Consider the following 12,256-nt stretch of genomic DNA (forward strand, 5'->3'; position numbering starts at 1 on the left):
CCCCGCGGCCGCCGCGCCGCCGCCGCCGCGGCCGCGGCGCGGGCCCGCGCGGTGAGCACGGCGACTAGCGCCGCGACCTCCTCGGGCGCCGCGTCCCCCCGCACCACCTGAAGGAACGGCTTGTTCTCGGCCATCGGCCGCACCTTTCTCCGAAGGACCCCCTCAGCCCAATGAGATCACAGCGGGATGTTGCCGTGCTTCTTCGGCGGCAGCGTCCGGCGCTTGTCGCGCAGCGCCCGCAGCGCCTTGATCACGTACGGCCGGGTCTCGGACGGCTTGATCACCGCGTCCACATAGCCGCGCTCGGCGGCGATGTAGGGGTTGGCCAGCGTGTCCTCGTACTCGGTGATCAGCTCGGCGCGGCGCGCCTCCGGGTCCTCGGCGGCGGCCAGCTCGCGCCGGTACAGGATGTTCACCGCGCCCTGCGCGCCCATCACCGCGATCTGCGCGGTCGGCCAGGCCAGGTTGATGTCGGCGCCCAGGTGCTTGGAGCCCATGACGTCGTAGGCGCCGCCGTACGCCTTGCGGGTGATCACGGTGACCAGCGGGACGGTGGCCTCGGCGTAGGCGTACAGCAGCTTGGCGCCGCGCCGGATGATGCCGTTCCACTCCTGGTCGGTGCCGGGCAGGAAGCCGGGCACGTCCACGAACGTCAGCACCGGCACGTTGAACGCGTCGCAGGTGCGCACGAACCGGGCCGCCTTCTCCGAGGCGTGGATGTCCAGCGTCCCGGCGAACTGCATCGGCTGGTTGGCCACCACGCCCACCGCGCGGCCCTCCACGCGCCCGAACCCGACGATGATGTTGGGCGCGAACTGGGCGTGCACCTCCAGGAAGTCGCCGTCGTCGAGCACGTGCTCGATGACGGTGTGCATGTCGTAGGGCTGGTTGGGCGAGTCGGGGATCAGCGTGTCCAGCTCGGGGTCGGTCTCGTCGGCGTCGTCCGGCGCCTCGAACACCGGCGGGTCCGACAGGTTGTTGGACGGCAGGTACGACAGCAGCGCCTTGACGTACTCGAAGGCGTCCTCCTCGTCGGACGCCTGGTAGTGCGCCACGCCCGAACGGGTGTTGTGCGTGTGCGCGCCGCCGAGCTCCTCGAACGTCACCTCCTCGCCGGTGACCGTCTTGATGACGTCCGGCCCGGTGATGAACATGTGCGAGGTCTTGTCGACCATGACGATGAAGTCGGTGATCGCCGGGGAGTACACCGCGCCGCCCGCGCACGGCCCCATGACCAGCGAGATCTGCGGGATCACCCCGGAGGCGTGCACGTTGCGCTTGAAGATCTCGGCGTACAGGCCGAGCGCGACCACGCCCTCCTGGATGCGCGCCCCGCCGGAGTCGTTGATGCCGATCACCGGGCAGCCGGTCTTCAGCGCGTGGTCCATCACCTTGGTGATCTTCTCGCCGAACACCTCGCCCAGGGAGCCGCCCGCGACGGTGAAGTCCTGGCTGAAGACCGCCACGTGCCGGCCGTCGATGGTGCCGTAGCCGGTGACCACGCCGTCGCCGTAGGGGCGGCTCTTCTCCATCCCGAAGTTGGTGGAGCGGTGCCGGGCCAGCTCGTCGAACTCCACGAACGAGCCCGGGTCCAGCAGCGCGTCGATCCGCTCGCGCGCGGTCATCTTGCCCTTGGCGTGCTGCTTCTCGACCGCACGCTGCGACCCCGCGTGCACCGCCTCGTAACGGCGGCGTTCCAGGTCCGCGATCTTCCCGGCGGTCGTGTGGATGTCGATGTCGACCGCTGGTTCCGGAGCTTCCATCGCCATGCGGGTCAGACTAACCGGCCGCCGGATCCCGGATTCGGGCGGGGCGCCCGCCCGCCGCGCGCCGCCGCCGCGCCGGCCCGCGCGGCCGTCCGCCCTGTCCGCACTGGTAACGAACGCCCTGGTGACGAGCGGGCCGCGGCCCGCTCATTACGCTGGGCGACGTGGCTACGAACACGCGGGACACCCTCCGTCAGGACATGCCCGAGCCGCTGCGCCGGGACGTGCGGCTGCTCGGCTCGATGCTGGGCGACAGCCTGGTCGAGTACGGCGGCCGGGAGCTGCTGGACGACGTCGAGCGGCTGCGGCACGCGGTGATCGGCGCGCGCCGCGGCGAGGTCGGCATCGACGAGGTGGCCGCGCTGGTCGACGGCTGGTCCCTGGAACGGGCCGAGCAGGTCGCCCGCGCGTTCACCGTCTACTTCCACCTGACCAATCTGGCCGAGGAGCACCATCGCATCCGCACCCTGCGCGAGCGCGACACCGGCGGGGACGCCCCGGTGCCCGGCTCGATCGCCGCGGCGGTCGAGGAGATCGCCGGCGGCCCGGACGGCCGGCGGCCGGCCGTGCTGGACGACCTTGAGTTCCGGCCGGTCTTCACCGCCCACCCGACCGAGGCGCGCCGCCGCGCCGTGGTCACCGCGATCCAGCGCATCAGCGACCTGCTGACGGCGCTGAACGCCGAACCGGGCGCGGGCGACCGCGCCGACCTGGAGCGGCGGCTGCGCGAGGAGGTCGATCTGCTGTGGCGCACCGCGCTGCGCCGCCGCACCCAGATGGACCCGCTGGACGAGGTCCGCACCGCGATGGCCGCGTTCGACGAGACGATCTACCGGGTGGTGCCGCGCGTGTACCGCACGCTGGACGCCGCGCTCGACCCCGCGACCGGCGCCCGGCCCCCGCTGGCCCGCCCCTACCTGCGCTTCGGCAGCTGGATCGGCGGCGACCGCGACGGCAACCCGTACGTGACGGCGCGGGTCACCCGGGACGCGATCGCGATCCAGTCCGAGCACGTGCTGCGCGCGCTGGAGAACACCTGCGCCCGGATCGGCCGCGAGCTGACCGTCCACGCCTCCACCACCCCGCCGTCGGCGGCGCTGCGCGACCGGCTGGCCGCCGCGCGCACCGCCCACCCCGGCCGGTTCGCCGAGATCGCCAAGCGGTCGCCGGACGAGCCGCACCGGCAGCTGCTGCTGTACGCGGCCGAACGCCTGGCCGCCACCCGCGAACGGGACGCCGACCTGGCCTACGGCTCGCCCGAGGAGCTGCTGGACGACCTGCGCGTCGTGCAGGACTCGCTGGCCGCGGCGGGCGCGGTGCGCCAGGCCTACGGCCGCGTCCAGGACCTGGTGTGGCAGGTCGAGACGTTCGGCTTCCACCTTGCCGAGCTGGAGATCCGCCAGCACTCGGAGGTGCACGAGCGGGCGCTGGCCGAGGTCCGTGCGGGCGGCCCGCTGAGCGAGATGACCGAGGAGGTGCTCGACACGCTGCGGGTCGTGGCGTGGATCCAGAGCCGCTTCGGGGTCCGGGCCTGCCACCGCTACATCGTGTCGTTCACCCGTTCGGCCGCCGACATCTCCGCCGTGCACGAGCTGGCCGCGTCCCTGGACACCCCGCCGGTGCTGGACGTCATCCCGCTGTTCGAGACCGGCGAGGACCTGGAGCGCGCCCCGGCCGTGCTGGACGGGATGCTGCAGATCCCCGCCGTGCGGGCCCGGCTGGAGCAGACCGGCCGCCGCCTGGAGGTGATGCTCGGCTACTCCGACTCGGCCAAGCAGCTCGGCCCCACCACCGCCACGCTGCGGCTGTACGACGCGCAGGAGGCCCTGGTGGCGTGGGCGGCCCGCAACGACGTGCGGCTGACGCTGTTCCACGGCCGCGGCGGGTCGCTGGGCCGCGGCGGCGGCCCGGCCGGACGCGCGATCCTGGCGCAGGCGCCCGGATCGGTCGCCGGCGGCTTCAAGGTCACCGAGCAGGGCGAGGTCATCTTCGCCCGGTACGGGCATCCGCAGATCGCCCGCCGGCACATCGAGCAGGTCACCAACGCGGTGCTGCTGGCGTCCACCGACGCGGTGCAGGAGCGCGCCCGCGCCGCCGCCGCCCGGTTCCGCCCGCTGGCCGACAAGATCAGCGACGCGGCGCGCGCGGCGTTCCGGGGGCTGATCGAGACCGACGGGTTCGCCGTGTGGTTCGGCCGGGTCAGCCCGCTGGAGGAGATCGCCGAGCTGCGCATCGGGTCGCGTCCGGCGCGCCGCAAGGCGGCCCGGGGCCTGGAGGACCTGCGGGCCATCCCGTGGGTGTTCGCCTGGACGCAGACCCGCGTCAACCTGCCCGGCTGGTACGGCCTGGGCAGCGGGCTGGCGGCCGTGTCCGACAACGGGCGGCACCTGGACGAGCTGCGGGAGGCGTACCGGTCCTGGCCGCTGTTCGCCTCGCTCATCGACAACGCCGAGATGAGCCTGGCCAAGACCGACCGCGCCATCGCCGAGCGGTATCTGGCGCTGGGCGGCCGGCCCGACCTGACCGAGACGGTGCTGGCCGAATACGACCGGACCCGGTCGCTGGTGCTGGCGGTCACCGAGCACGAGCGGCTGCTGGCGAACCGGCGGGTGCTGTCGCGCGCGGTCGAGCTGCGCAACCCGTACGTGGACGCGCTGTCCCACCTGCAGCTGCGCGCCCTCAAGGCGTTGCGCGACGGCGTCGAGGACGACGCCGAGCGCGCCCGCCTGGAGGAACTGCTGCTGCTGTCGGTCAACGGCGTGGCCGCGGGCCTGCAGAACACCGGCTGAGGCCGAAGGCCCCCGGGGGCGACGCCCCCCGGGGGTCAGCTGGGCCAGTTCGGCTTGCGCTTTTCGTTGAACGCGGCGATGCCCTCACGGCGGTCGGGGGAGAAGGCCACCGACCGCCAGGCGTTCTCCTCGATGTCCAGCCCGGCCTCCAGGCCGACGCCGCTGCCGAGCCGCATGGCGCGCTTGGCCGCCCGCACCGCCGTCGGGGAGTTCGCCGCGATCGTCGCGGCGATCGCCAGCGCCTCCTGCCGGGCCGAGCCCGCCGGGACGCGCCGGTCCACCAGGCCGTAGGCTTCGGCCTCGTCGATGCCCAGGCGGCGTCCGGTCAGCACCAGGTCGGCGGCGCGTCCCGCCCCCAGGCGGCGCACCGCCAGCTGGGTGCCGCCGCCCCCGGGGACCAGTCCGACGGTCACCTCGGGCAGCCCGAACACCGCGGTCTCGTCGGCCACGATCAGGTCGCACGACAGGACGAACTCGCAGCCGCCGCCGAGCGCGTACCCGTGCACGGCCGCCACCACGGGCTGCGGCATGTCGAGCACGCCGCGGAACGCCGCGCGCAGCACCGGCCGCTGCGCCAGCAGCTGGTCGTCGGTCATGCCGTTGCGCTCCTTGAGGTCGGCGCCCACGCAGAACGCCTTCTCCCCGGCGGCGCTCAGCACCACCGCGCGCACCGACGAGTCGGCCGCCACCTCGGCGCACACCTGGGCCAGGCGCCGCGCCAGCGCCGTGGAGATGGCGTTCAGGGCCTCCGGCCGGTCGAGCATGATCTCGGCCACGTGCGGGTTCGTCTCGTCCCGCCGCAACGTCACTCCGTCCACGCGAGCACTCTAAGATCCCCGCCCCCTCCTGGCGATCGCGGGGTTGCGGTTGGATGGAGTGGTGAGCGAGTCACCGTACAGCGACCTCGGCAGGCCGCCGCTGCACGAGGCGGCGCTGCGCCGGCTGCTGGTGCGGCCGGGCGCGCTGTGGACGGGCGTGCGGGTCGTCCCCGAGACCGGGTCCACCAACGCCGATCTGGCCGCGCGGGCGCGGGAGGGCGCGCCGGAGGGCACCGTCCTGGTCACCGAGATGCAGACGGCCGGGCGCGGCAGGCTGGGCCGGCCGTGGTCGGCGCCGCCGCGTTCGGGGCTGATGTTCTCGCTGCTGCTGCGTCCGCGGGTCGGGGCGGCGCGGCTGGGCTGGGTGCCGCTGCTGACGGGGGTGGCGGTGGCGACGGCGGTGCGGCACATGACCGCCTGGACGCCCCCCGCCGGGCAGCGGATCGACGGCGGCGAGTCGGACGCGGCCGCCGAGCAGCCGGTGGACGTGCGCCTCAAGTGGCCCAACGACCTGCTGGTCGGGGAGCGCAAGCTGGCCGGGATCCTGGTGGAGAAGGTGGACGACGCGCTGATCGTCGGCGTCGGGCTGAACGTCGGCCTGCGCGAGGACGAGCTGCCGGTGCCCACCGCGACGTCGCTGCTGATCGAGGGGGCCCCGTTCCGCGACCGGGCGCCGCTGCTGCGCGCGGTCCTGCGCGAGTTCGAGGGCTGGTACCGCGACTGGCACGCGCTGGACGGCGACCCCGAGCGCAGCGGCCTGCGCACCGCCTACAAGCGGCTGTGCGCCACGCTGGGGCGGCCGGTCCGGGTCATGCTGCCGGGCGAGGAGGTGCTGACCGGGACCGTCCGGGACGTGGACGCGGCCGGGTGCCTGGTGGTCGCCGCCGACGGCGGGGACCGGGTGGTCAGCGCCGGGGATGTGGTCCACGTTCGGTGACATTTCCCCCGACTTCCCAGGAATGGCAATGAAGCGGACAAGCCAGGTCTTTGCCGGACCGATGGCCCCTTCCCGGAACCGGTCTGCCACGATATTGCGCGGAGGAGGCGTACCGTAAGCGCACCACGGACCGCCGCTGACGTCCTGCGACGTCGCCGGCAGGCGGAGGGCTAGGGAGATGTCTGCTGGGTTGCCGGATGAGCCGCCCGACCCCGGGCTGCCCGACCCCAAGGAGGTCGAAGAGCTCCTGCTCGGCGGGCGGCTGCGCTACACCCGCGTCGACGCCGTGCGGCTGTCCGGCGTCACCCGCGAGTTCTCCGGGCGGGTGTGGAAGGCCTTCGGCTACCCCTCGATGCCGGACGAGGCCGTGGCCTACACCGAGGGCGACGTCGCCGCGCTGACCAGGCTGCGGCGGCTGATGGACGAGGGGGTGCTGGACGAGGACTCGGTCGTGCGCATGGTGCGCGCCTTCGGGCAGACCATGGCGCGGCTGGCCGAATGGCAGATCAACCTGCTGACCAGCATGCTGCGGGGGGCCGACCCCGGCGAGGCGCCGTCGGCCGAGGCGATCCGGTCGATCGTCGAGATCGCCGACAAGTACCTCGACGACTTCGAGCCGCTGGTCGTGCACGCCTGGCGGCGGCAGCTGGCCGCCGCCGGGACCCGGGCGCTGGCCTCGGCCGCCACCCGCGACGGCCGCGAGTCCGACCCGGACGCGCCCGCCGCCCGCAGCCCCATCACCGTCGGCTTCGCCGACATGGTGTCCTTCACCCAGGTCAGCCGGGAGCTGGAGGAGCTGGAGCTGGCCCGGGTGGTCGAGCGGTTCGAGGAGACCGCCTCCGACATCGTCGCCTCCTGCGGGGGGCGGCTGGTCAAGACGCTGGGCGACGAGGTGCTGTTCTGCGCCGAGGACCCGGCCGTCGGGGCCGAGATCGCGCTCAGCATCGCCGCCGCCGTCAAGGACGAGACCGAGGTGCCGGACGTGCGGGTGGGGGTGGCCTTCGGGCCGGTGCTGCCGCTGATGGGCGACGTGTTCGGCACCACCGTCAACCGCGCCGCCCGGCTGACCTCGCTGGCCCGACCCGGCACCGTGGTGATCGACGCCGAGCTGGCGGCGGAGCTGCGGGACGTGCCGGCCTTCCAGACCACCCGGATCGTCCGGCGTCCGGTCCGCGGCCTGGGCATCATCCAGCCCTACGTGCTGCGCCGCATGTCCGCCAACGGCTCCCGTCCCTCCGGGCCGCACACCTGACCGCGACGCGGCACAAGCCGCAAGGGGGGTGCCACGGGGCGGGGCGCCCGGGGACGGTGCCGAGACGGTCCCCTGGGCGGCCTGGTAGGGGGCGGTCAGTTCGGGCTGGGCGTGTCCTCGCCGGGCGCGTCGGTCAGCCGCAGCAGGTAGTTCTGCTCGCCGAGCGACTCGACGAGGGCCAGTTCGGTCTCCAGGTAGTCGATGTGCTCCTCCTCGTCGGCGAGGATCTCCTCGAAGATCCGGGCGGAGGTCACATCGCCGCGCGAGCGCATCAGCTCGATGCCGGGCCGCAGCCGCGCCACGGCCTCCAGCTCGATCTGCAGGTCGGCGCGCAGCTGCTCGACGACCGTCTGGCCGATGCGCAGGGTGTTGAGCTTCTGGTAGTTGGGCAGGCCCTCCAGGAACAGGATGCGGTCGGTCAGCCGCTCGGCGTGCCGCATCTCGTCGATCGACTCGTACCGGGTGTGCCGGGCGAGCCGGGTATAGCCCCAGTTCTCCTGCATCTTGGCGTGCAGGAAGTACTGGTTGATGGCGGTGAGCTCCGCGGTGAGCTGCTCGTTGAGCAGGTTGATGATGTCCTTGTCGCCTTCCATGCAGACCATGCTTCCATGGCCTGCCTGTTCTTAGACAACACTAAGTCCCCGTACGGCGCGTCCGAAGCCGTACAGGGTGGCGCGGCGGGCTCGCTCAGGCGGCGGTCGGCCGGGCGGTCCTCCTCTCCTCGTCGGCCTGGGCGCCGTGCTGGCGGATGAGGCCGTAGAGCCGCTTGGTGCACGCGCCGCAGCCGGGCTTCATGCCGCAGGCGGCGCGGACCTCGCGTGCCGTGCAGGCCCCCTGCGCCAGGCAGCCGCGGACGTCGTCTTCGGTGACGGCGTGGCAGATGCAGACGTACATGCGGCAGGGGACCTTCCTCGCTGACCTCTCCGACCCGCGCGGCACCGGGTGGCGCCTGCGGTAAGGCTGCCCTCATTAAGGTAAGGCAACCCTAAGGTAGTCGAAATTGTCCGGTCTGACCAGAGGGCCTCCCGGGCGGTATGACCCGGGCTCCAGCGGGAAGCATCCCGACGGCGACCACGGGAGGGCGGGGGCAGTGGACAGCCTGTGGCCGGGCGACGGGTACCCGCTCGGCGCCCACTTCGACGGTGTAGGAACCGACTTCGCGGTGTTCTCCGGCGCGGCCGAACGGGTGGAGCTGTGCCTGTTCGACGATGACGGCGAGGAGATCCGCTGGGAGCTGCCGCAGGGCGACGCGTCCGTCTGGCGTGAATACCTGCCGGGTGTCATGCCGGGCAGCGGTACGGATTCCGGGTGCACGGGCCGTACGAACCCGAGCGCGGCCACCGCTGCAACCCCCGCAAGCTGCTGCTCGACCCCTACGCGCAGGCAGTGGAGGGCACCGTCGAGTGGGATGAGGGGAGGCGCTGTTCGGCCACCGCTCCGGCGACCCCTGGTCACGCAACGACCTGGACTCCGCCCCGTGCATGATGCGCTCGGTGGTCGTCAGCCCGTACTTCGAATGGGGCGACGACCGCCCGCCGCGCATCCCGTACCACGACATGGTCATCTACGAGGCGCACGTCAAGGGCCTGACCGCGCGCCACCCCGGCGTCCCCGCCGAGCTGCGCGGCACCTACGCCGGGCTCGGCCACCCCGCGATCATCGAGCACCTCACCGATCTCGGCGTGAACGCGGTGGAGCTGCTGCCCGTCCACCAGTTCGTGCACGACCGGCGCCTGCTCAAGCGGGGGCTGCGCGACTACTGGGGCTACAACGCCATCGGGTTCTTCGCCCCGCACAACGAGTACTCCTCCGAGGGGGAGCGCGGCGAGCAGGTGCTGGAGTTCAAGGCGATGGTGCGGGCGCTGCACGAGGCGGGCATCGAGGTCATCCTCGACCACACCGCCGAGCGACCACCTGGGGCCGACGCTGTCGTTCCGCGGCATCGACAACGCCTCCTACTACCGCCTGGCGGACGGCGACCCCCGGTACTACGCCGACACCGGCGCCGGGAACGCCCTGCGGATGCGCAGCCCCCACGTGCGCCGACTGATCATGGACTCGCTGCGGTACTGGGTGACGGAGATGCACGTCGACGGGTTCCGCTTCGCCCGGGCCCCGGCGCTGGCCCGCGAGCTGCAGAGGCGGACCGGCTGGCGGCGTTCCTGGACCTCGTGCGGCAGGACCCGGTGGTCTCCCAGGTCAAGCTGATCGCCGAGCCGTGGGACGTGGGCGAGGGCGGCTACCAGGTCGGCGACTTCCCCCCGCTGTGGACCGAGTGGAACGGCAAGTACCGCGACACCATGTGCGACTTCTGGCGGGGGCGGCCCGGCGGCCCGACCGAGTTCGCCGCCCGCCTGGCCGGCTCCGGCGACCTGTACTCCGACGACGGCCGCAGGCCCTTCGCCTCCGTCAACTTCGTCACCTGCCACGACGGCTTCACGCTGCACGACCTGGTCTCCTACGACCGAAAGCACAACGCCGCCAACGGCGAGGCGGGCCGGGACGGCACCGACGACAACCGCTCGTTGAACTGCGGCGAGGAGGGACCCAACGGCGACCTGGGGGTCCTCTCCCTGCGCGAACGCCAGAAGCGCAACCTGCTCGCCATGCTCTTCCTGTCGCAGGGCGTGCCGATGCTGTCGCACGGCGACGAGCTGGGCCGCCCCCAGCACGGCAACAACCACGCCTACTGCCAGGACAACGAGCTGACCTGGGTCGACTGGGAGGCGCTGCTCGACCAGTTCCCGCTGCTGGACTTCGTCCGGCGGCTGTCGGCGCTGCGGGCGCGCCACCCGGTGTTCCGGCGGCTCCGCCTCCCCGACGGCCGCGCCGCCTCGGCGGCGCGGGAGCACGGCGCGCCGCGCGGCGACCTGCCCGACCTGGTGTGGTCCACCCCGGGCGGACGCGAGATGACCGGCAGGGACTGGCACGCCGGCGACACCGCGTCGCTGCAGACCATCCTGAACGGCGCGACCGTCAGCGAGCCCGTCCGGCGCGGCCGGCGGATCGCGGACGACTCGTTCCTGCCGCTGTTCAACGCGCACGCCGGCGACGCGGCGTTCCGGGTTCCGCCCGTGCGCTACGGAGAGGGGTGGGCCAAGGTGCTGGGCACGGCCGACCCCATGCTGGCGGAGGAGGATGCCCCCGTGATGAAGGCCGGCGAGCGCGTGACGGTGGAGGCCCGGTCGGTCCAGGTGCTCCGCCGGGTCTGACGCGGGCATGTTCTGGCGGAGGGGGCGCACGGGCCGCCCTCGGCGATCGGCGGACCCCGCGGGCGGCACGCCGCGCGACGCGGGTCGACGCCCGATGATCATTTCCGGCTGCGACCGTTCCGAACGCTTCAGCGCCTTGTACGGGCCCGCGCGCGGCATCGGTGCAACCCGCAGACGTGCCGCGGCCTTTCCGTGCGGCTACGACGCTCTCAGCGGCCTCCGGCGGGCACCGCGGCGACGCGAGGGCCGCGCGCCGGCGCCTCGACCGCCCGCCGACCTGGGAATATGCGGCAGATGGGGCTAAACGCCCGCCGGGATCCGTGCGGCGGCGGTCTGGTGTCCCGGGCGGGCCATCGGTGCGACGGTCTCGCCGCGCGCCCATATGCCCCATGCGTCACTCTCATCCCGACCGCCTCGCGTCGGCCGCCCCGGATGCGACCGTGTGCGACTCCGAGCGACGGAAGCGGCCGGTGACACTCTCGTCACCGGTCGTTACGTCGGGATACCTCCGGGTTGGTCGCGCTTCATCCGTGTTCGAGGATGTACTACGTGTGGCAAACCGCAGGTCAAGAGCGCGGCGGGTGCCGGGAAACGTTCATGAATGGTCATACGATCGACTCATGACCTCAGTACTGCTCGCCGAGGACGACACGTCCATCTCCGAGCCCCTGGCCCGCGCGCTGCGGCGCGAGGGGTACACCGTGGAAGTCAGCCCGGACGGTCCGCAGGCGCTGGAGCGGGCGCTCGGGGGAGGCGTGGACCTCATCGTGCTCGATCTCGGCCTGCCCGAGCTCGACGGCCTGGAGGTGGCGCGCCGCGTCCGCGCCGAGGGCCACGGCGTGCCCATCCTGATCCTCACCGCCCGCGCCGACGAGGTGGACACCGTCGTCGGGCTGGACGCGGGCGCCGACGACTACGTCACCAAGCCGTTCCGGCTGGCCGAGCTGCTGGCGCGGGTGCGCGCACTGCTGCGCCGCGGCAGCACCGAAACACCGATCGTGCAGGGCGTGCGGATCGACGCCGAGTCGCGTCGCGCGTGGATGGGCGACCAGGAACTCCAGCTCACCACCAAGGAGTTCGACCTGCTGCGCGTGCTGGTGCGCGACGCGGGCAAGGTGGTGACCCGCGAACAGATCATGCGGGAGGTATGGGACACGAACTGGTGGGGGTCCACCAAGACGCTCGACATGCACATCTCCTGGCTGCGCCGCAAGCTGGGGGACGACGCCGGCAGCCCCCGCTACATCACCACGGTGCGGGGCGTCGGTTTCCGGTTCGAACGCGGCGACTAGACCGGCCGCCATGAGCATGCGGTTCTGTCGTCCGCGCCGGGCCCGCCGGTCGGACCATGCCCGGCGGGCCCGCAGCCGGTGTCCGGACGCGCGGCCGCGCCGGAGGGAACGGCCGCCCGTACCCGGCCGCCGGCCGACCCTTTGCCGCCCGACGTCGTCTTGCCCGGCCCCGTGCCGCACGACGCTCCCG

The 12,256-nt window shown here is 73.1% G+C and carries 9 protein-coding genes and 1 pseudogene; 5 read left to right on the forward strand and 5 right to left on the reverse strand.

What is annotated here, in order from left to right; genetic code table 11:
* Window positions 1-134: acyl-CoA carboxylase subunit epsilon (locus ABD879_RS16160; protein ID WP_345022272.1), on the reverse strand; the 134-nt coding region annotated here is incomplete at its 3' end.
* Between the two features lie 42 nt (window positions 135-176).
* Window positions 177-1,769 (reverse strand): acyl-CoA carboxylase subunit beta, encoded by a 1,593-nt coding sequence (locus tag ABD879_RS16165; RefSeq protein ID WP_345022237.1) that lies wholly within the window; start codon window positions 1,767-1,769, stop codon window positions 177-179.
* Between the two features lie 197 nt (window positions 1,770-1,966).
* Between ABD879_RS16165 and ABD879_RS16170 the strand changes: the two genes are divergently transcribed.
* Window positions 1,967-4,555, forward strand: coding sequence for a phosphoenolpyruvate carboxylase (locus tag ABD879_RS16170; RefSeq protein WP_345022273.1), 2,589 nt, complete (start codon window positions 1,967-1,969; stop codon window positions 4,553-4,555).
* Window positions 4,556-4,590: 35 nt separating this feature from the next.
* Here the strand turns inward: ABD879_RS16170 and ABD879_RS16175 are convergent, their stop codons facing one another.
* The gene (locus ABD879_RS16175) at window positions 4,591-5,373 is read right to left on the reverse strand and encodes an enoyl-CoA hydratase/isomerase family protein (RefSeq protein ID WP_345022238.1); all 783 of its coding nucleotides are present in this window, start codon (window positions 5,371-5,373) and stop codon (window positions 4,591-4,593) included.
* Between the two features lie 61 nt (window positions 5,374-5,434).
* Here ABD879_RS16175 and ABD879_RS16180 point away from each other — a divergent pair, with 61 nt between their 5' ends.
* Together ABD879_RS16180 and ABD879_RS16185 are read left to right on the forward strand one after the other, a co-directional pair.
* Window positions 5,435-6,310, forward strand: coding sequence for a biotin--[acetyl-CoA-carboxylase] ligase (locus ABD879_RS16180; RefSeq protein ID WP_345022239.1), 876 nt, complete (start codon window positions 5,435-5,437; stop codon window positions 6,308-6,310).
* A 178-nt stretch (window positions 6,311-6,488) separates the two neighbouring features.
* A complete protein-coding gene (locus ABD879_RS16185; protein WP_345022240.1) occupies window positions 6,489-7,562 on the forward strand; it encodes an adenylate/guanylate cyclase domain-containing protein in 1,074 nt (357 codons plus the stop codon).
* Window positions 7,563-7,657: 95 nt separating this feature from the next.
* On the opposite strand, the gene bfr is transcribed toward ABD879_RS16185, so the two are convergent.
* A complete protein-coding gene (gene bfr / locus ABD879_RS16190; RefSeq protein WP_345022241.1) occupies window positions 7,658-8,155 on the reverse strand; it encodes a bacterioferritin in 498 nt (165 codons plus the stop codon).
* A 94-nt stretch (window positions 8,156-8,249) separates the two neighbouring features.
* Window positions 8,250-8,456, reverse strand: coding sequence for a (2Fe-2S)-binding protein (locus tag ABD879_RS16195; RefSeq protein ID WP_345022242.1), 207 nt, complete (start codon window positions 8,454-8,456; stop codon window positions 8,250-8,252).
* A gap of 196 nt (window positions 8,457-8,652) precedes the next feature.
* Here ABD879_RS16195 and glgX point away from each other — a divergent pair.
* Both glgX and ABD879_RS16205 read left to right on the forward strand, forming a co-directional pair.
* Window positions 8,653-10,774: pseudogene (gene glgX / locus ABD879_RS16200) on the forward strand (glycogen debranching protein GlgX).
* Window positions 10,775-11,394: 620 nt separating this feature from the next.
* Complete coding sequence (locus ABD879_RS16205; protein ID WP_019629095.1) at window positions 11,395-12,066, forward strand: response regulator transcription factor; 672 nt, start codon at window positions 11,395-11,397, stop codon at window positions 12,064-12,066.
* The last annotated feature ends 190 nt before the right edge of the window (window positions 12,067-12,256 follow it).

Origin of the sequence: Actinomadura keratinilytica, from assembly GCF_039539665.1 — a bacterium.
GTDB classification, from domain to species: domain Bacteria; phylum Actinomycetota; class Actinomycetes; order Streptosporangiales; family Streptosporangiaceae; genus Spirillospora; species Spirillospora keratinilytica.

Excerpts from the sequence above, each read along its gene's own strand:
- ABD879_RS16165 (WP_345022237.1), bottom strand. The coding sequence starts at position 1,769 with ATGGCGATGGAAGCTCCGGAACCAGCGGTCGACATCGACATCCACACG.
- ABD879_RS16170 (WP_345022273.1), top strand. The coding sequence starts at position 1,967 with ATGCCCGAGCCGCTGCGCCGGGACGTGCGGCTGCTCGGCTCGATGCTG.
- ABD879_RS16185 (WP_345022240.1), top strand. The coding sequence starts at position 6,489 with ATGTCTGCTGGGTTGCCGGATGAGCCGCCCGACCCCGGGCTGCCCGAC.
- bfr (WP_345022241.1), bottom strand. The coding sequence starts at position 8,155 with ATGGAAGGCGACAAGGACATCATCAACCTGCTCAACGAGCAGCTCACC.
- ABD879_RS16195 (WP_345022242.1), bottom strand. The coding sequence starts at position 8,456 with ATGTACGTCTGCATCTGCCACGCCGTCACCGAAGACGACGTCCGCGGC.
- ABD879_RS16205 (WP_019629095.1), top strand. The coding sequence starts at position 11,395 with ATGACCTCAGTACTGCTCGCCGAGGACGACACGTCCATCTCCGAGCCC.